The organism is Paenalicyclobacillus macrosporangiidus, from assembly GCF_900116805.1.
Classification (GTDB): domain Bacteria; phylum Bacillota; class Bacilli; order Alicyclobacillales; family Alicyclobacillaceae; genus Alicyclobacillus_H; species Alicyclobacillus_H macrosporangiidus.
Genome location: NZ_FPBV01000001.1, coordinates 394689 through 413744 on the forward strand (window position 1 = coordinate 394689; position 19056 = coordinate 413744).

Annotated in this window: 15 protein-coding genes; 10 read left to right on the forward strand and 5 right to left on the reverse strand. The window is 64.5% G+C overall.

Features of this window, described 5'->3' with window-relative positions; genetic code table 11:
- Nucleotides 1–10 precede the first annotated feature (10 nt).
- The 3 genes from BM357_RS01785 to BM357_RS01795 are packed head-to-tail and all read left to right on the forward strand — an operon-like array spanning nt 11 to nt 3944.
- A complete protein-coding gene (locus BM357_RS01785; RefSeq protein WP_074948952.1) occupies nt 11–1666 on the forward strand; it encodes a site-specific DNA-methyltransferase in 1656 nt (551 codons plus the stop codon).
- Nucleotides 1663–3675, forward strand: coding sequence for a DEAD/DEAH box helicase family protein (locus BM357_RS01790; protein WP_074948954.1), 2013 nt, complete (start codon nt 1663–1665; stop codon nt 3673–3675). Before BM357_RS01785 ends, BM357_RS01790 begins: the two co-directional genes overlap by 4 nt.
- Nucleotides 3657–3944, forward strand: a complete 288-nt coding sequence (locus tag BM357_RS01795) for a hypothetical protein (protein ID WP_074948956.1) — start codon at nt 3657–3659, stop codon at nt 3942–3944. Before BM357_RS01790 ends, BM357_RS01795 begins: the two co-directional genes overlap by 19 nt.
- Nucleotides 3945–4069: 125 nt before the next feature.
- Here the strand turns inward: BM357_RS01795 and BM357_RS18880 are convergent, their stop codons facing one another.
- Together BM357_RS18880 and BM357_RS01805 are read right to left on the reverse strand one after the other, a co-directional pair.
- The gene (locus BM357_RS18880) at nt 4070–4795 is read right to left on the reverse strand and encodes a 3D domain-containing protein (protein WP_175511403.1); all 726 of its coding nucleotides are present in this window, start codon (nt 4793–4795) and stop codon (nt 4070–4072) included.
- Between the two features lie 167 nt (nt 4796–4962).
- Nucleotides 4963–5814 carry a deoxyribonuclease IV gene (locus BM357_RS01805; RefSeq protein WP_245783794.1) on the reverse strand — a complete coding sequence of 284 codons (852 nt, stop codon included), beginning with the start codon at nt 5812–5814 and terminating at the stop codon, nt 4963–4965.
- A gap of 167 nt (nt 5815–5981) precedes the next feature.
- On the opposite strand from BM357_RS01805, the gene BM357_RS01810 reads away from it, so the two are divergent.
- The 3 genes from BM357_RS01810 (at nt 5982) to BM357_RS01820 (ending at nt 10098) form a co-directional block, all read left to right on the forward strand.
- On the forward strand, nt 5982–6920 hold the full coding sequence (locus BM357_RS01810; protein WP_139234509.1) for a M23 family metallopeptidase: 939 nt from the start codon (nt 5982–5984) through the stop codon (nt 6918–6920).
- An 84-nt stretch (nt 6921–7004) separates the two neighbouring features.
- The gene (locus BM357_RS01815; RefSeq protein ID WP_175511404.1) at nt 7005–9539 is read left to right on the forward strand and encodes a penicillin acylase family protein; all 2535 of its coding nucleotides are present in this window, start codon (nt 7005–7007) and stop codon (nt 9537–9539) included.
- A gap of 127 nt (nt 9540–9666) precedes the next feature.
- Nucleotides 9667–10098 (forward strand): hypothetical protein, encoded by a 432-nt coding sequence (locus BM357_RS01820; protein WP_074948966.1) that lies wholly within the window; start codon nt 9667–9669, stop codon nt 10096–10098.
- Between the two features lie 295 nt (nt 10099–10393).
- Here BM357_RS01820 and BM357_RS01825 read toward each other — a convergent pair whose 3' ends face one another.
- Nucleotides 10394–11335, reverse strand: coding sequence for a hypothetical protein (locus BM357_RS01825; protein ID WP_139234510.1), 942 nt, complete (start codon nt 11333–11335; stop codon nt 10394–10396).
- Between the two features lie 237 nt (nt 11336–11572).
- On the opposite strand from BM357_RS01825, the gene BM357_RS01830 reads away from it, so the two are divergent.
- Together BM357_RS01830 and icmF are read left to right on the forward strand one after the other, a co-directional pair.
- Nucleotides 11573–12199: a TetR/AcrR family transcriptional regulator gene (locus BM357_RS01830; protein ID WP_074948970.1), complete on the forward strand. Its 627-nt coding sequence runs from the start codon at nt 11573–11575 to the stop codon at nt 12197–12199.
- Nucleotides 12200–12250: 51 nt separating this feature from the next.
- Nucleotides 12251–15667 (forward strand): fused isobutyryl-CoA mutase/GTPase IcmF, encoded by a 3417-nt coding sequence (gene icmF / locus BM357_RS01835; RefSeq protein ID WP_083430077.1) that lies wholly within the window; start codon nt 12251–12253, stop codon nt 15665–15667.
- A 301-nt stretch (nt 15668–15968) separates the two neighbouring features.
- Here the strand turns inward: icmF and BM357_RS19150 are convergent, their stop codons facing one another.
- Entirely contained in the window at nt 15969–16475 is a 507-nt protein-coding gene (locus BM357_RS19150; RefSeq protein WP_139234511.1) for a hypothetical protein, read from the reverse strand.
- A gap of 245 nt (nt 16476–16720) precedes the next feature.
- Between BM357_RS19150 and BM357_RS01840 the strand changes: the two genes are divergently transcribed.
- Both BM357_RS01840 and BM357_RS01845 read left to right on the forward strand, forming a co-directional pair.
- Nucleotides 16721–17191 (forward strand): hypothetical protein, encoded by a 471-nt coding sequence (locus tag BM357_RS01840; protein WP_074948972.1) that lies wholly within the window; start codon nt 16721–16723, stop codon nt 17189–17191.
- Between the two features lie 24 nt (nt 17192–17215).
- A complete protein-coding gene (locus tag BM357_RS01845) occupies nt 17216–18511 on the forward strand; it encodes an MFS transporter (RefSeq protein ID WP_074948974.1) in 1296 nt (431 codons plus the stop codon).
- 81 nt (nt 18512–18592) lie between these two features.
- Here BM357_RS01845 and BM357_RS01850 read toward each other — a convergent pair whose 3' ends face one another.
- Entirely contained in the window at nt 18593–18829 is a 237-nt protein-coding gene (locus BM357_RS01850) for a ferredoxin family protein (RefSeq protein WP_029423239.1), read from the reverse strand.
- Nucleotides 18830–19056 lie beyond the last annotated feature (227 nt).

Sequence of the window (19056 nt, forward strand, 5' to 3'; positions counted from 1 at the left end):
GGGAATCTGGATGCCGTCACTGCATTTCAAAGGCAAGTCGTTTGTCCAAAACCACCATCTCACGGTGCCTTGCCACGAGCTCATCCCGGTGCCGGAAAAGTGCGAAACGGACGAGCCCCGCCTGGATGACAACCTCATCATCCACGGGGACAACCTCGTCGCCCTCAAGTCCCTCCTGCCGCTGTACCGGGAGCGGGTCAAGGTGGTGTACATCGATCCGCCGTACAACACGGGTACGGAGTCTTGGGTGTACAACGACAACGTGGACGCGCCCATGATGCGCGCGTGGCTGGGGCGGGTGGTGGACCGGGACGACCTGACTCGCCACGACAAATGGCTGTGCATGATGATGCCGAGGCTTCAGTTGCTCCGCGAGCTGCTGCGGCCCGACGGCGTGATCTTCGTCAGCATCGATGCCAACGAGATCCATCACCTGCGCTGCCTGATGGATGAGGTGTTCGGCGAGGAGAACTACCGGGATACCATCGTCATCCGGCGCGGCGCGAAGAATGTCCAGGCCCAGTTTGACACCATCGGCACCCTGTCCAACGGGTACGAGTCCATCCTGGTCTACTCGAGGAGCCCCGAGGTTCGGTTTCACAAGGTGTACGAGGACCTGAAGGAGGACCGTCCGGGCGGTTGGAACCACCACTGGCGGGGGACGGACCGGGCGACGATGCGCTATTCGCTGTTCGGAATCACGCCGAAGACCGGTCAATGGCGGTGGCAGGAATCGAGGAGTCTCGCCGCTATCCGAAACTACGAGCGTTTGGTGGAAGATCTCCGCCGCCGGGGTTGGGCCGTGACGCAGGAGAACATCGACCGGTGGTACCTGGAGTGGACCGAGCGCACGGGGGAATCCCTCGACCTCCTGCGGCTGTCGGAGTCGGGGATGCCGGAGCACTACGTGCCGCCCACCAGGCGGAAGCTGCTGAGCAATCTGTGGACGGACCTGAAACCCAACGGGCATCGCCAGGTGGCGCAGTTGTTCGGGCGCCGGGTGTTCGACAACCCGAAGCCGGTCGAACTCGTCCAAAGATTGATTCGTTTCGCCTCGGACGAACCGGACATTTTGGTCCTGGACGCGTTTGCCGGGACCGGGACGACAGCCCACGCGGTCCTGGCGATGAATCGGGAGGACGGCGGGCGGCGCCGGTTCATCCTCATCGAGATGGAGCCCTACGCCGACACGGTCACCGCGGAGCGGGTCCGGCGCGTGATGCGGGGCGCGCCCGATGCGAAGGACGAGGCCTTGCGCGTCGGGTACGGCGGGTCGTTCTCCTACTACGAGATCGGGCGGGCGATAGAGCTCGAGGGGCTGTTGTCCGGAAGGTGCCTGCCCGCCTACGAAGAGCTCGCCCGATACGTGTTCCACACGGCGACCGGAGAGGTGTTCCGTCCGGAAGCGCTCGACCGGCGGCGGTGGTTCATCGGCGAGAGCCGTGCCTTCGAGGTGTACCTGCTGTACGAACCGGATGTGGCCGCTCTGCAATCGTTGGCCATCACGCCGGAATTCGTTCAGGCGTTGGGCCGGCCTGCCAGTTCGAAGCGGCGCTTGGTATTCGCTCCGGCCCGGCTCGTGGACGATGAGACGCTCGCCGCCTGCGGGGTGGCGTTTGCGCAGTTGCCCTATGATCTGTTCCGGGAACGCGGGGGATTGGGATGATTCCGCTCAAAGGGTACCAGCGGCGGGCGCTCGCCGCCGTGGAGACGTATCTGCGCGCCCTGCGGGATCACCGCGACCGGTGCACCCAGCCGGACGGGGCGCGGCCCGCGAGGGATTTCGCGGCGGAGGCGTGGCGGGCGGTGTCCGATGCCCCGCACGCCGCGCGCCGGACGGGGGCGGGGGATCCGCTGCCGGCGTTCTGTGTCCAGATCCCGACCGGCGGTGGGAAAACGTACCTCGCGGTGCGGATTGTCGATCTCGTACAGCGGATCTATCTCCGGCGCCGGACGGGCCTGGTCCTGTGGGTCGTGCCGACCCGCCAGATCTATCGCCAGACCCTGGCGGCATTGAAGGACCGGGCCCATCCGTACCGGCAGTTTCTCGAACTCGCCACCGGGGGCCGGGTAAGGGTGCTGGAGAAGACAGACCGCTTTCGCCCGCGGGATGTGGCGGACCACCTGTTGGTGCTGATGTTGATGCTGCCTTCGGCCAATCGGCGGGATCGCGAAACCCTGCGCCTGTTCCAGGATGCCGGCGGCTGGGACGACTTTTTCCCGGCCGAGTGGGACCGGGTGGCTCACGAGCGGCTGCTCGCGCGCTGGCGGAACCTGGATTACCACGGTTCGGCGGGCGATCCGCGCGGAATTCAGGTGAAGACTTCGCTCGGCAACGTGTTGCGGATGTGCTCCCCCCTGGTGATCCTCGACGAGGGCCAGAAGGCGTACAGCCCTGGCGCGCAGCGCACGCTGCGGGGGTTCAATCCGTGCATGGTGGTGGAGCTGTCGGCCACCCCGCCGAAGGACAGCCCGGTGCTGGTGCGGATCCCGGGCCGGGCGTTGAAAGAGGAAGAGATGGTCAAGCTTGACCTGCACGTCGTCAACCGGGACGGCGGCCGCTGGCAGGAGACGCTGCGGGAGAGCGTGGCGTGGCGCCATCGGCTGGAAGCGGCGGCGGAGCGGCACCGGGCGGAGACGGGCCGATATATTCGGCCCATCTGCCTCATCCAGGTGGAGCGCACGGGGCGGGACCAGCGGGATTCGGGACACATCCACGCGGACCACGTCCGTTGGGAATTGGTTCACACGCACCGGATTCCGGCGGATCAGATTGCCGTCAAGTCCAGCGAGCGGGACGACATGGAGGGCATCGACCTGCTGTCGCCGGCGTGCCCCATCCGGTTCATCATCACGAAACAGGCGCTGCAGGAAGGATGGGACTGCCCGTTCGCCTACGTCCTGACGCTGCTGGCGAACCCGGCCTCCCCGACGGCGCTCACCCAGTTGGTGGGCCGCATCCTCCGCCAGCCGTACGCCCAAAAGACGGGGGTCCGCATGCTCGATGAGAGCTACGTCTTTTGCTTCCGCCGCGACGCGGCGGAACTCGCCCGGGCCATCCGTGACGGGCTGGAACGGGAGGGCCTGGGGGATCTGACCGGTCGCGTGCGGGTGTCGGACCGGTTGCGGGACGGGGACGGCGGGCCGGCCGACCGATCCAGGCCGGGGCCTCATCCCTTCGGTGGCGGTGACCGTGCCGCAGCCGGCGTGGCAGAAGTTGGCCCGGCTGAAGGTGGCACCGCTGCAGTGGGTCCGGGAGACATTGGACCGGTCACACGGGCAGCCCCGGAAGGTCCGGCGGCTTCTTCCGGCGGGTCGCTGGCTGCGTTGGGACAGATTCGTTGGGAGCATGTGACGCTCGCGTCCATCCGGAACCTCAGACCACTGAACGCGCCCCGCGAAGACCCGGAATCGGGCGGCGCGTTGGTCAACCGGTTGTATCTCACGCGCGCGCTCCAGGCGGACGTGCCCAATCCGTGGGTGGCGTGGGCCTTGGTGGACCGCGCGCTTCACCTCCTGCGGCAGGAGCGCGGTTGGGACGAAGCCGTGTTGGCGGCGAATCAGGGGTGGCTTGCGGAGGCGTTGGCCGAGGCGGTCCGGGCGGAACGGGATGCGCAACTGCGAGCGATCTCACACGACGGGAGGTGGAAGGACCCATGCTCGAGGGATGGGTGATGACGTGGATCGCGGGGGTGTTTCCCGTGCTGTCCTTCGTGTTGCCGTTGATCCTGTACTACCGCTGGAAGACGGTCTGGCTGTCGACGTGCGCGGTGCTGTTCGGGTCGCTGGCGGCCCTGTGGGCCTGGTTCAGCCTCACGTTCTGGCCCTGGGTCTTGGCGTATGTCATGCTGGCCTGGTTGGGCTGTTGGGCGGGGGCTTGGTTGCGCAAGCAGAGGCCGCCGCGAGGTGAGGCGGACCGGCGCGCGGACGCGGACGGCCGCTGAGCGACCGGGGATCGGCGCGGAGACGTGGCGGGTGCCGGGATGGACCAAGGAGTCATCGGCTTGTCAGGATGTCGCTCGACCCCGCGGCGCGGCATGGCGGCGCGGAGGCCGTCCTGGACGGCCCCTCACGCGCCGGTCTGGTCATTCGGCAGAATGTACACCGGGACGTGATACTTGACGCCGAAGTGTCGGGCCACCTGGACGTCGTCGTAGTAGATGTCGATGTGGCGGCCGGCGATGGCGCCGCCCGTGTCCTCGGCGACGCGGTAGCCGATGCCCGGGATGAAGACGCGGGTGCCGTACGGGATGACGCGCGGATCGACCGCGACGGTTTCGCCCTGGACCACGTGTTTGCCGGTGGCGGTCACGCCGTACAGGGGATCGCCCGGATTCTTTCCGGTCGACTCGAATCCGGCGGTGTACGCCGTCAGCGTGCAGTAGATGACCCGCGTGCCTTTGGGCAGAAACTGCATCGGGTCGCTGCCGCGCGAGCTGAGGTTCTGCGGCGCCGGATCCGGGGTGCGGCGCACCTCCAAGCCGAGCAGGGAACGCACGGGATCGCGCCAACCAGGCGGATGGTATACGAGCTTTTGACCGATCTGCAGCATGTCCGGGTTGACGATCTCGTTGTCCGCAATCAACTGGGCCACGGGCACCCCCAGGCGGTCCGACAGCGTCCACAGGGTGTCGCCCGGCCGCACGGTGTACACCTCGGTGGGCTGGAAGTGAAAGCTCGGCATGCGGTCGTCGATCACGGTGGTGGTGGGCAGCTCGACCGCCGCCCAAGCGACCACGGGCGCCGCCAGGAGGCCCAGGAGGCCCGCCAGCCAGGCGCGTTCGCTTCGGGTCACGTGACTCTCCTCCCCTTCCATGCGGGTTACGTTCTCTACCAGCATGGACCGGGGAGAGGAAAGATAAACATGAGGGCGAAAAATGGTTGAAAAAGAGAAAGTATTGTGTGAATTCCTGTCCCGGCGACGCACCGGAGGGTCGCCGGGACAGGGTTCACGCGGACCGGTCAGGCCGTGGGGGTGCGGTCGAGCAACAGATCGATCTCGCTCTTGTACTTGCCCTCCGGCGTCTCGAGGATCTGCGGGATCCCGCGCAAGACCTCGTGGTGGACGATGCGTTTGAGGGCCTCGAGGCCGATGGACCCCTCGCCGATGTTGGCGTGCCGGTCCTTACGAGAATTGAACGGGGTCTTGGAGTCGTTGATGTGCGCCACCTTGAGGCGGTCCAAGCCCAGCACCTCGTCGAAGTGGTGCAGGAACCCGTCGAAGTCGTTGACGATGTCGTAGCCGTAGCTGTAATTGTGGCAGGTGTCGATGCACACGCCGAGCTTGTCCTGATGTTTGACGCGGCTGATGATCTCCGCAATCTGCTCGAGCGAATTGCCCACTTTCGAGCCGTCGCCCGCCATGGTCTCGAGGCAGATGGTGAGTTTCTCCTCACCGGTCAGAATGCTGTTGAGGGCTTCCGCGATCCGCTCGATGGCGTAGGCCTCGCCCTCGCCCACATGGCTGCCGGGGTGCATGACGATGTACCGGAAGCCCAGGTACTCCACCCGTTCAATCTCTTCCTTCAACACCATCACGCCGTAGTCCCAGGTCTCCGGCTTCGGGCTCGCCAGGTTGACCAGGTAGGACAGGTGCACGACCGGATCGACGATGTCGTGCTCGGCCATCAGGGCGAGCGCTTCATCGCGGTGGAATTCGGTGATGGGCCGTGCCTTGCCGCCGCGGTTGCTGCGCGTGTAGATCATGTAGGTGTTGGCTTCGTAGGAAAGGGTCTCCTCGACGGCGGCCAACAACCCTGTCTTGGCGACAGACACGTTGGCGCCGAGCAGAATTCGGTCTTCAGTGGATGGCACGTCGCAAGCCTCCTCGCAATGGTTCGGACTCAGCATACCAACTTTGTTGAGAAAAGGGAACGCCGCCTCCTGCGCCGCAAGTGCCCTGTCCGCAGGGGAGACCGGCACGCCCGTTCCATCATGCGTTTCATCCGCCGATCCGGCGGCGGGTGTACTATAATGGGAACATGCGGTGGGCAAAATCTTTCACGGTGGCCGCGGTTGCGGTAAAGCTCGCGCTGCCCGCGTACGGGGCGAGCGCGTTGTGGATCCTTCCGCCAACCGGTTGGTTGGATTGGGGATTGCGCTGGCTCGGGACGATGGCCCTCATATTGTGGTGCGGCCTTGGTTGTGCATGGCACGACGTGGGCTGGATATGGCGCAAACCGTGGTTGAGTCTGTGCGCTGTGGCCGGGACGCTGTCGATCACGAAGTTGCCAGCCCGCCCGGTCACAGGCGGCGTTTCTGCGGATGCCATCCTCTGGGCTCTGCTCGGGCTTTGGTTCGGCCGCATGGCCTTGGCCGCTTGGCGCGGACGGCGCTGCCCGAACGGGGCGGTTGACCTGGCGTTTCCCCTGCGCCACGGAACGTATGTGGTCGTGCAAGGGGGGAGCACGAAGGCGGTAAATTATCACCACCCGCATCCGCTTCAAACGTACGCGCTGGACGTGGTCAAGGTGAACCGGTGGGGCGTGCGGTGCAGAGGTTTCCTTCCTGCTCCGCTCGAGCGCTATTTCATCTTCGGCGATCCGGTCTACAGCCCGTGTGCCGGACAGGTGGTGCAGGCGGAAGGGAATGCGGAGGACACGCCGCTCCCGCATTCGGACCCCGTGCAACCGGCGGGCAACCACCTGGTGATCCGGGCGGACGGAGTCCGCGTGTGGTTGGCCCATCTGAAACGGGGAAGCCTCCGCGTGCAAGTGGGCGATTGGGTCGAGCCGGGACAACTCGTGGGGGAGGTCGGACATACGGGAAACTCCACAGAGCCTCACCTGCATGTGCACGCAGAGGTGTATCGAGACGACCTGCAACGGCACGTCGGCGTGCCGGTACGCTTTGATGGGGAATTTTTGGTGAGAAATGCTGTCGTGCACAGGGCTCCTTGCGACGCCTCTATCTTTTTCTGAATCCATTCATTATACTGAACCATACCAACCGTTTGGTATGGAGGCGGTGCTCCGGTGCGGCGACGGCGGAGAATCGGAAGATGGGTGAACGGATTGTGCGCGGCAGGGGCGACCTTGGTTCTTGGCGATCTCGCCGCGTTCGGGGGAGGTCCGCTCCCGCCCTTGGGGTCAGCGTTCAATCCCGGCACGGGGGTGTGGACGGCGGCGAAGGACGCGGAGTTGCCGCGGGACACGTCCCTGCGCGTCCCCGGGCTGCAGCAGCCCGTGCAAGTGAAGTTTGATGCGAACGGCACGGCGTACATCGACGCGAAGACCGACCACGACCTGTTTCTCGCCCTCGGGTATCTGCACGCCAAGAACCGCCTGTTCCAGATGGACCTGATGCGCCGCCAGGGAGAAGGACGGCTGGCGGAGATCGTCGGTGCGAAGGCGTTGCCGTCCGACGAGCTGGAGCTGCAGTTGGGCCTGTTGCGGACGGCCCAGCAGGAGTGGAATCAGATGGGGCCAGGGAGTCCCGCACGGCAAGCGCTCCTGGCGTACACCGATGGCGTCAACGCCTGCATCGGCGAGGAGAAGCGAAACGGCACCCTGCCCATGATGTTCAAGCTCCTCGGGTATGAACCGAAGCCCTGGACGCCGGTGGATACGCTCGTGATCCAGGGGGACATGACGCAGACCCTCGATTTCACCACGACGCCGCTGGACTACGCGCTCCTGGTGCAGTCGCTGGGGTACGACCGCACGATGGCCTGGTTCCCGGTGCAGCCGCCGAACGCGCAGAACCCGTACGACCCCGGTCCCTACCGCAAGGACCCGCCAGCCCCGATGGAGCAGCCGGTGCCGGCGGTGCTCCCCGCGACCATGCAGGGGACATCCTTCAAGGCTGCGTCTCGGCAGATCGGGCCTTCACAAGGTCGATGGGCTCCCCCGGCGGCGGACACGGCCGCCGTCCTCGACGTGCTGGAACGTCTGCGAAATCTGCCTCCGGCGGCGATTCACCGCGGATCGAACAGCAACAACTGGGCGGTGGACGGGACGAAGACGGCGTCGGGAAAGCCGATGCTGGCGGGCGATCCGCACCTCAACCAGACCTTGCCGGCCATCTGGTATCAGGTGGCGGCGAGATCGCCCTCCTACGACTTCAGCGGCGTCAGCATCCCGGGGACGCCGGTGGTGTTGATTGGCAAGAACCAGCACATCGCGTGGAGCCTGACCAACGTCCAGAACCAGGCCACGTTCTTCTACCAGGAGAAGACGGATCCCTCGCGTCCCAACCAGTATTTTTGGAACGGGGCGTGGCGCGACATGCAGGCGTTGGAATACGATATCCCTGTCAAAGGGGGAAAACCGGAGCATCTGACCGTTCCGTTGACGGTGCATGGTCCGGTGCTGACGACCAAAGGGCAGACGCTGTCGGTGGAGTGGATCGGCGCCTTGCCGTCGCCGGACATGGAGGTCCTGTTGGGGATCCTCCGCGCGCAGAATTTCACCGAGTTCCGCGACGCCCTGAAAGACTGGCACGCTCCGTCGCAGAACTTCGTGTACGCGGACGACCAGGGCAACATCGGCCTCATCTCGGCCGGTTACTATCCCATCATCCCCAAGGGCGATCCGTGGCTGCCGCTGCCGGGCACGGGAGAGTCGGACATCGCCGGGACCATCCCCTTCGACGACATTCCGCAGGTGTACAATCCGCCGACACACGTGGTCTTCTCGGCGAACCAGCGGGAGGTCGGGCCGGGCTACCCGTACTACATCGGCACCACCCTCGACTTTTTCGACGCCGGGTACCGGGCGTCGCGGATTGCTGACACGCTGGCCAAAGGCAACCGCATGACGATGAAGGATTTTGAGGCGCTCCAGAACGACACGCACGACGTATTGGCGATGCGCATCGTGCCGAAACTGCTGGCGGCCTTGACGGGGCAGAAACTGTCCGCGGAGGAGCAGGGGGCCCAGCGGCTGCTGGCGGCGTGGGACGGGAACATGGCCGTCGATTCGGCCGCCGCGAGCGTGTGGTGGACGTTCTGGAACCACTATCTGTCCGACACCTTCCAGCCCTGGTGGGACGCGGCCCATGTGCCGGTCGACCAAGACCCGGACCTGGCGGTCGGCCCGGAGCTCACCTCGCTCAACCAGGACCTGGAGGCGTGGACCTTGAATGACCCGGACAACCCGGCCTTTACCGCGCCCGGGCGCGCGCACCGGACGGCCCAGGACGTGATGCGCCAGGCGTTCAGCGAGGCGGTGGCGGATCTGTCAAAACAGTTGGGCGGCGAACCGGCGAGCTGGACGTGGGGCAAGCTCCACGCGCGGCAGTTCCCGTCGCTGGCCCAGATCCCGGAGCTGGGGTATGGGCCGCGCCCAAGTGGCGGCGACCGCTGGACCGTCGACGCGGCGAGCGGCGGCTTGGTGTCGACCGCCGGCCCGAGCTGGCGGTTCATCGTCGACTGGGGCACCGGCGTCGAAGGAGTATACCCGGGAGGCCAGAGCGAGAACCCCGCCTCGCCGTGGTATGACAACGAGATCCCGCTCTGGTGGGACGGGCGGTATTTGCCCGTGTGGCATGTGGCGGACGCGGGGCCGGGGATCCAGGCGACGTGGCGGCTCAGCCCGTGATGCGCATGAGCAGGCGTCTGCGGCTGAGCCCGGTGCGAATGGCGGGTCATCGGGCGGACGCCTGGGCGTGGGCATGGGACGATGCCATGGGATGTGCGGGCCGATGAGCGAATGAGGGGGTGGCCATGTGGATACGGGGCAATCGTTCGCCGTGTACCAGGATCGGTACGAGGTACGGCGGGTGCGGAAGACGAGCAGGGGGATCACGGTGGTGTCGGCCGCGGCCGGCGCGGCGGTGGTGTGGACGGCGAACCACTGGGGATGGTGGTACGTGAGCGTGGCCGCCGGTGTGGTGCTTGGCCTCGTCCTGCGGGGGGTGTCCCGGGTGGTGTGGGCGGCGGGGCTCGCCGGTATTTTGGGGTGGCTGCTGCCGCTGGGTCTCCGTGCCGTGGAAGGCCAACCGGTGGGGCGGTTGGCGGAGCGCGTCGCGGGCGTGCTCGGCGTCGGCAGCGGGGCCGGGGCAGCCACCGCCGCCCTGGCGGTGACGGGACTCCTCGGCGCGCTGCTCTGCCTGTGCGGGGCCTGGCTGGGGGCCGCGTTGAGGCGGATGCGGGGATGACCCTTGGAGATGGACAGTCCCGTTGTCCGATTTTGCGGCTTAACCTCCCGCTTTGTGGAGTTTCTGCGGCCTCGATCCCACGGTGAAGCAGGGTTTTCGTATGAAATCGGGCGACCGGGCGGGCAAGAGCCCCGATTTTGCACGAGAATCCGGCTTATTCCTCCGTCCCGGTGCCGACGGACGCCGCCGATACCCGAGTTTTTGTACGAAAACCTCGCTTGCGGTGCGATCCTTTGGAGGCGAATGCGGTAATGACTTCAGCCGCTCTGAAGAATTCCACGGAAAATCAACCGTGTCACGGCGTGATCACGGACTGAATGGCTTTGGTGAGTTCGGCCGTACCACTCAGGGATACATCGCCAATGCGGACGCCGGCCGGGAAGGTGAACGTCACCGTCGTGACGGACCCGTCTTGTGCGTAGAACTTCGCTTCAACCGGTTTGGGCGGGCCGCCTGCCGCCATCGCTCCTCCAGCGGAGATGCCCGGCGTCGAGACCTGAAGCGCGTTGAACAGCGTGACAATGCGCTGAATCCATGTCTTGTCCGTCACGGTTCGAGTCGTGGAACCGTAGGTTAAGACCACGCGCACGATATCATCTGGCAGATAGGTGTCCCGTGGCCGCTCGGGCGTGACGATGAATAGGACCTTGAGTTTAAACCGAGTGATGCCTTGCCCTTCATCCGGCGCGAAGCCGAGCTGGATGTCGGGGGCTTGTGTGGGATTGCCGGGAGCGGCGTTTACATCGGTGAAGTCGTAAAAATACGACAGCGGCTTGCCGTTCTGCCCCGTTTCACCGCGACCATCCTGATGGTACCCGAGCTGCTCCAGTTGTTGCGTGTACCAGCCCAATATCTCGTCTTCCGAATCTTGAGATTGAAAGTACAGGACGCCGTCCACCAGATCCGCGTCGAGCGGCGTCCCGTCGTCTCCGATGCCTGGTACCGGGTTCACAGGTTGCGCATGCGGATACACGGGGAGGTACACCGTGACCACATCCTTCGGGGGTTGGATGTGATCGCTTGGCGGGAAGTGCTGAAGCACGTCCGGATCCGGTTTGAGTACCAACGGCACGCTGTGCACAGCCGGATTTTGTGAGAGATGCGACAAGAACGTGAAGTGCCTGGCGTCCGGTGGCGGTGTTGTTGCACCGGGTTCGGGCGACTGAGGTGACAGCCCACAGCCGTTGACGAGCAGCGTTAGGGCGGTGAAAGCGACGCTCACATGCGCAGTGTTCATGCCAAATCCCCCTTCCATCTACAGAGACGTGTGACACGCCAGAGTCGTGACGCACCCTACTGCCAAAAGGGGCAGGCGCAGAACCCGCTGTACGTGGGGCGAGGATGCACGACCGCTGTTCCATCAAACCTGCATTTCAGTCACAGGGAAGCACGCGGCCTTTACCCCTTGACGCCCGTGCTTCCCGTACCCTACACTGAAACTGAACGAGCGCTCAGTCGGAAACGGGGTGACGGGGTGTCCATCACGATTGAGAGTAACGTCAAAGATCCCGAACGAATCCGCGAGCGGCGGGCGCAGATTGTCGCGGCGGCCGTGAAACTGTTCACCGAGAAGGGTTTTCACCGTACGACGACGCGCGAGATCGCACGCGAGAGCGGCTTGTCCAACGGCGCCGTGTACGAGTATGTCAAGAGCAAGGAAGACATTCTGTTTCTCGTCTGCCAGCACATCCACCGGGAGATGAGAGCGCAGTTGGAGGCGAGTCTCTCTCCCGCGGAGTCCGGGGCAGCGCAGTTGCGGCAGGCCATTCGGGCGTTTTACGGCGTGATTGACCGGATGCAGACGGACATCCTGCTCATCTACCAGGAGAGCAAATCCCTGCCGTCCCCGTTCCTGCGCGAGGTTCTTCGCGAGGAGCAGGCCATCACCGACATTTTCGAGAGGCTGCTGCGGGCCGGGGTAGCGGATGGGTCCATCGTCGTGGCGGAGCGGGAGATCCCGCTCTTGGCGCACGACATCGTGGTCATGGGCCAGATGTGGGCGTTCCGGCGCTGGGGGCTGCGTGATGTACCGTTCACGGACTTCGTGGAGCAGCAGGTGGCGATTCTCATGCAGGCGTGCAGGGCCCGGTTGGAGGGATAACCTCCCGGGCATACGTGGAGATTTTGAACATCAGCGAGGAGGGTGGCGGAGATGTCCATCAACTTGACCGACCGGTCGGCCCAAACCCGTTTTGAAAGCGCTTCACCGACACGTCCCGGCGTGAATCCGTGGGCCGCGACACAGGAAACGGAGCCCCACCGGCCGCATCGGGCCGTGCGGTTCGTCACCGCGTCGAGCCTGTTCGACGGGCACGACGCGGCCATCAACATCATGCGCCGTATCCTGCAGTCGTCCGGTGCGGAGGTGATCCACCTCGGGCACAACCGGAGCGTCGACGAGATTGTCACGGCGGCCATTCAGGAGGACGCCCACGGGATCGCGGTCAGCTCCTACCAGGGCGGCCACATGGAATTTTTCAAATATATGGTCGATCTCCTCCGTGAACGCGGGGCGGGGCACATCCGCGTCTTCGGCGGAGGCGGCGGTGTGATTGTCCCCGATGAGATCCGGGAGCTGGAGGCGTACGGGGTGGACAAGATCTTCTCCCCGGACGACGGCCGGCGGTTGGGATTGCAGGGGATGATCAACCACATGATCCGCGTCTGCGAAGGGACGGAGAACCCCATGCCGGTCGAGGCGGCGCTCGCGGGGCTGGAGAACGGCGACGCGCGGGCCGTCGCCCGGTTGGTCACGTACGCGGAACAGCGTGATCTCGCCGATGCCGCGGCGTACGAGCGGGTGATGGGGGCGGTGAACGAACGAGCGGCCGCCCGGACGGACAGCCGCGCCGTGCCGGTGGTGGGCATCACGGGCACCGGCGGGGCTGGGAAGTCGTCGTTGACCGACGAGATCGTCCGCCGCTTCCTCGAAGATTTCCCGGAAAAACGCGTGGCCATATTCTCCATCGACCCTTCCCGGCAGAAGACGGGCGGGGCGTTGCTGGGCGATCGCATCCGCATGAACGCCATCCACAACCCGCGCGTGTACATGCGCAGCCTCGCCACCCGGCGGTCGCGCAGCGAGCTCTCGGACGCCATCCACGAGGCCATCGCCATTGCCAAGGCGGCCGGGTTCGACCTGGTGCTGGTGGAGACGAGCGGCATCGGGCAGGGGGATGCGGACGTGGTGTCCGTGGCCGACGTCTCTCTGTACGTGATGACGGCGGAGTTTGGGGCGCCGTCGCAGTTGGAGAAGATTGACATGCTGGACTACGCGGACGTGGTCGCCATCAACAAGTTCGATCGCCGGGGGTCGGAGGACGCCCTGCGCCACGTGCGCAAGCAGGTGCAGCGCAACCGCGGCTGGTTCGACCGGCCGCTGGAGGAGATACCGGTGTACGGGACCATCGCCAGCCAGTTCGGCGACCCGGGCACGGACGTGTTGTACCGGGCGTTGATCCGGACGGTGAACGACCGCTGCGGAACGAATTGGGAGAGCCGCTATCCGGTGGCGGATGCCTCCGAACGGAAACCTGCCATCATCCCCGGGGACCGCGCCCAGTACCTGCTCGACGTCGTGCGCACGGTTCGGGCCTACCGGGCGCGGGTGGAGGAACAGACGGAGAAGGCCCGGCGAGCGTATCAACTCCATGGGGCGCTGGAGCAGTTGCAGGGCGCGGGCGATGCCCCGGATGCGGCGGATGCCGGGGCTGCGGCGGGAGCGACGGGGCCCGCCTGCGATCCGGTGCGCGACCGGCTGGAGGCGATGTACCGCCAGGCGTGGGATGCGCTCGACGCGGAGACCAGGCGGATTCTCGAGGCGTGGCCGGAGAAGGTGCGCCGGTATCAGGCGGATGAGCTGGTGATGAAGGTCAGGGACAAGGAGATCCGCCAGCCGCTGTATACCGTGTCGTTGTCGGGCACGCGCATCCCGCGCGTCGTGCTGCCCAAGTTCCAGGACTGGGGCGAAATCGTCCGCTGGTCGATGAAGGAGAACGTGCCAGGCGAGTTTCCGTACACGGCGGGGGTGTTCCCGCTCAAGCGCACGGAGGAGGAGCCGCGCCGCCAGTTCGCAGGCGAGGGGACGCCGGAGCGGACCAACCGACGCTTCCACTTTCTGTCGCAGAACGATCCCGCCAAACGCCTGTCCACCGCGTTTGACAGCGTCACCCTGTACGGCGAGGACCCCGACGAGCGGCCGGACATCTACGGCAAGGTCGGCGAGAGCGGCGTATCGGTGTGCACGCTCGACGACATGAAGAAGCTGTACGCCGGGTTTGACCTGTGTGCGCCGAACACCAGTGTCTCGATGACCATCAACGGCCCGGCGCCCATCATCCTGGCGATGTACTTGAACACCGCGATCGACCAACAGGTGGAGAAATTCGAACAGGAGCACGGGCGCAAGCCGACGGAGGCGGAATACCGGGAGATCCGCGAGCGCACCCTGCGGACCGTGCGCGGCACGGTGCAGGCGGACATCCTCAAGGAGGACCAGGGCCAGAACACGTGCATCTTCTCGACCGAGTTCGCCCTGCGGATGATGGGGGACATCCAGCAATACTTCATCGATCACCAGGTGCGCAACTACTATTCGGTCAGCATCAGCGGCTACCATATCGCCGAGGCGGGGGCGAACCCCATCACGCAGCTGGCGTTCACCCTGGCCAACGCGTTCACGTACGTGGAGTACTACCTCAGCCGCGGCATGAAGGTGGACGATTTCGCGCCGAATCTGTCGTTTTTCTTCAGCAACGGGATGGACCCGGAGTACAGCGTGATTGGGCGCGTCGCGCGGCGCATCTGGGCGGTGGCGATGAAGTACCTGTACGGGGGCAACGAGCGCAGCCAGAAATTGAAGTACCACATCCAGACCTCGGGCCGCTCCTTGCACGCCCAGGAGATCGACTTCAACGACATCCGCACGACGCTGCAGGCGCTCATCGCCATCTATGACAACTGCAACTCGCTGCACACGAACGCCTATGACGAGGCCATCACCACGCCGACGGAAGAGTCGGTGCGGCGGGCGATGGCGATTCAGATGATCATCAACCGCGAGTTCGGCCTGGCGAAGAACGAGAACCCCTTGCAAGGGTCGTTCATCATCGAGGAACTGACGGACCTGGTGGAGGAGGCGGTGCTGGAGGAATTCCTGCGCTTGAATGATCGCGGCGGCGTCCTCGGCGCGATGGAGACCCAGTACCAGCGCAGCAAGATCCAGGAGGAGTCGCTGTACTACGAGCACCTGAAGCACTCCGGCCAACTACCGATCATCGGAGTGAACATGTTCATCAACCCGAAGACGCTCGATCCGGATTACGTGCCGCCGAAGGTGGAGCTGGCCCGGGCGACCAAGGAGGAAAAAGAGCTGCAGCTCCATAACCTGCGCGCCTTCCAGGCGGCGCATGCGACGGAGGCGCCGGCGGCCTTGGCCCGCCTGAAGCAGGTGGCGCGCAGCGGCGGCAACATCTTCGCCGAGCTGATGGAGACGGTGAGGGTGGCGAGCCTTGGGGAGATCACCCACGCCCTGTACGAGGTCGGGGGGCAGTACCGGAGGAATATGTAGGCCAGAGGGGGCGTGTCGCTCCGCTCCTGCGCTCACGCGAGCCGCTCCGCGGCATACCCCACCCGCTAACTGCTGAAAAGGTTGATCCCCAAGCGAACAGCCGCTTCGCGACACGCCCCCTCTTTCAAGAGATGCGCATCCGGAGTCACCCCGGCGTTGCGTGCGACTTGCCTCAGAGGGGATATGCCTCCTGATGGTGCAGGGAGATAGAATTTTGAAGTTTAAATTATTCATTGTCGCCATCAGCTGTGCCGTCATGCTGAACAGTGTGGTGCACGAAAAAAAGGATCCAAGCGGTAATCTACTGTGATAAAAAGGTCCATTGGCCAGAGGCTAGGTCAAGTGTTCCGGTAATGTTTTTCGTGGAAACAAATTTTATGAGTGTACCGTTCTTCGTGATATCCGTAATCGTCAAATGGCCAATTTTTCGAGGACAAAGATATTGAACACGTTCGTCGATATTGGGAGCCGCGTTGAGGTGATAGACAGTTATATAGGGTTGATCAGGGTCCGTCACCTGGCCATTTAACATGACTCCCATAAATGACATAACATAACGTTCTCCAGCCTGTCCCGACTTGGGATCTGCCCATGAGCCATCACGCCAAATACTGTCTGCATGATCGAATGCGTGATTACCCCCAACTCGCTTTGGATCGATACTTGCGATCGTATTGTCCATACTGGCACCGGGCTTACTTGTGGTTGGCAACCCATGCACACTAATGCAGTCGTTTACAGTACCACAACCTGCAATGACCAATGATCCAAATACCGATAATGCGTACAGGATCCACTTTCTCTTCAAGATGGATACCCCCTGTAGAGTAAGACGATACATCATTGCACTACGTTGCCGGTAGCCGCGAGCCGCCGTGTCACGCATCCCTGAGAAGAGGGGGCATGGCGCGAAGCGGTTCGCTTCAGCGCAGGAACGGAGCGCCATGCCCCCTCCGATTGTGTTGGGCTCCGGCTGTTCGGGTACACTACGCGCGGACGGCAACCGGGGACAGGTTGCCCAGTGTCCCGACGGCAAGGGGGTGAGGTGAGGCGATGCGGTACCTGGATCGCATGCGGACGGGCGTGGCGTTGGGCGCGCTGTTGTTGTGTCTCACCGGCACGACCGCCACCTTGACGTCCGGACCCCGTGAAAGCGTATCGGCCGCAGTGCCCGCGCCGACGCTCGCCGCGGTGTGCCACACGAACCCGGAGGCGGACGGATCCGCTGAGTTGTGTCGACAGCTCGGGGACCGCCGACCTTTGGCGGTGCTCCGCCGCCGGGATGGAGCGGCGTTCCAGTCACTCATGCGCGCGTTGGCGTCCTCGCCGCAGGTGCCAACGGGGGGCGGCGAGATTTCGGGCGTCCTTGTGCTCTATGGACGCGCGGGCCGTGTGGATCACGTGCTCCAAGTGACCCGGGACGGCCTTCTGTACGATCCCGCCGTCAAACAGTATTTCCGCGCCGGAGACGAGGTCCTCCGGTTTGCCGCACAGGTGCTTGGGAGCACCGGACCTTCGGCCTGACCAGGGCCTCAAGGAGGGGATGGAATGCGCCCGGCACGCGCACGCCTGTCCACGCAAGCGCGGTGGCTGCTCGTCATCAGTTGCACGTTCGCGCTGTCCGTGGCCTTGTCCAACACGTTCGTCAACGTGTATCTTTGGAAGGTCGATCACCGCTACGGCGCCATCGGCTGGTACAATCTCGCGATATACAGTTTGATGCCCGTCGCCTTCGTGGGGGCGGGACTGGCGGCCAAGCGCCTCGGTGGGGTGTTCACGCTTCGGGCGGGCGTCGTCATGCACGTCCTGTTCTACCTGTTGACCCTGGCCGGCGAGGAGCGCGTGGCCCGACTGCCCGTGGTGCTCGGAGTGGTCATGGGCACCGCCGCCGGCTTTTACTGGTTTTCCTTCAATTGGCTCAGCGAACGGCTCACGGAAGCCGGGTCGCGTGAACGGTTCTACGGGCTCAACGGCGTGATGGGGGCGTTGGCGAGCATTGTCGCGCCACCCGTGGCCGGTTACCTCATCTCCGTGGAAGACCAACTTGGGGGACTCACCGGCTATCATGTGATCTTCGCGCTCTCCCTCGCCCTGTTCGTCCTGGCGACCGTGTTCAGCGGGTTTTTGCGGGCCCGCTTCGAGCCGGGTACCCTGCGACTCGGGCGGGCGTGGGCGGAGGCGATGCGAACCCGGTTCTGGCGGCTGACTCTATTCGCCTGCACCCTCTACGGGTTGCGCGAGGGCGTGTTTCTCTTTCTCATCGGTCTGTTGATGTACCTCGCCACCGGGAGCGAGATGCGGCTCGGCGAATTTCTGCTCCTGCAGGGGGCACTGTCCTCCCTCTCGTTCTTCCTGGTCAGCCGGTGGGTTCACCCGAGGAACCGCTTGTGGGTCTGCGGCATTGGCGCCCTGTGCATGGCCGGGGCCGCGATGCTGTTCCTGCGGCCGCTGACCGCAGGGCTCATCGTGATGTACGGATCGGCCATTGCCGTCTGCCTGCCGATGTTCTTGGTTCCGCTGCAGGGGACCGTCTTCGACGGCGTCAGCCGGGTGGCGCGTGAGGCCGGAACCCAGGCCGAACACGTGATCCTCCGCGAGGTGTTCGAAAATCTCGGGCGGGTGGCTGGCATTGCGGCGTTCATCGCCTTGGTGTCGACGAATCCGTCACCGAGGCACATCGGTGGATTTGCGTGCGGGCTGGGTTTTGTGCAGTTGGGGACGTGGACGCTGCTGTGGCGGAGCCACCGGCACACGCCTTTCGCGAGGAGGCTCCAGCCCGCCCGTCCGGCGGTCCGGGATCTCAAAGGGCGCGGGTGGAGGCGGGTGGCCAAGACCCGCCCGTAGAGGATGGGTGACCAAAAAACACACGACCCGCGGCGTGCCGCGGGTCACTTATTGGCCAGCAGGGAAGATCCCCAGCGTGGGTCACTTGCGGAAGAAGTTCCGGTTCTTCTCAATGAACGACTTCTCTTCTTCAGGCACGAAATCCTCTTGATAGATGGCCGATACCGGGCACACCGGCTCGCAGGCGCCGCAGTCGATGCAGGTGTCCGGATCAATGTAGTACTGATCTTCCCCTTCGTGAATCGCGTCCACCGGGCAGGTTTCCACACAGTCAGCGGCCTTTTCGCCGATGCACGGCGAGGTGATGACGAATGCCACGCGGGTCTCCTCCTCACACAGGATGAAGTACGATACTAGACTCATGATATACCAGTCTTCGCCGGTTTTTCAACCGGTGTCCGCGCGGCGTGCGGCACATGTCCGGAGTCTGCCGAGGAATGTTGGGAAACCGTTTCCATCAAACATTTGCTGTACGTTTTGTCATTGACTTGACACAGGTCCTTGGTAAGATGAGAAAGGATGTCTGCGGCTGAAATCCTTCAACC

Excerpts from the sequence above, each read along its gene's own strand:
- BM357_RS01795 (WP_074948956.1), top strand. The coding sequence starts at position 3,657 with ATGCTCGAGGGATGGGTGATGACGTGGATCGCGGGGGTGTTTCCCGTG.
- BM357_RS01840 (WP_074948972.1), top strand. The coding sequence starts at position 16,721 with ATGCGGTACCTGGATCGCATGCGGACGGGCGTGGCGTTGGGCGCGCTG.
- icmF (WP_083430077.1), top strand. The coding sequence starts at position 12,251 with ATGTCCATCAACTTGACCGACCGGTCGGCCCAAACCCGTTTTGAAAGC.
- BM357_RS01825 (WP_139234510.1), bottom strand. The coding sequence starts at position 11,335 with ATGAACACTGCGCATGTGAGCGTCGCTTTCACCGCCCTAACGCTGCTC.
- BM357_RS01785 (WP_074948952.1), top strand. The coding sequence starts at position 11 with ATGCCGTCACTGCATTTCAAAGGCAAGTCGTTTGTCCAAAACCACCAT.
- BM357_RS01810 (WP_139234509.1), top strand. The coding sequence starts at position 5,982 with ATGCGGTGGGCAAAATCTTTCACGGTGGCCGCGGTTGCGGTAAAGCTC.
- BM357_RS01845 (WP_074948974.1), top strand. The coding sequence starts at position 17,216 with ATGCGCCCGGCACGCGCACGCCTGTCCACGCAAGCGCGGTGGCTGCTC.
- BM357_RS01790 (WP_074948954.1), top strand. The coding sequence starts at position 1,663 with ATGATTCCGCTCAAAGGGTACCAGCGGCGGGCGCTCGCCGCCGTGGAG.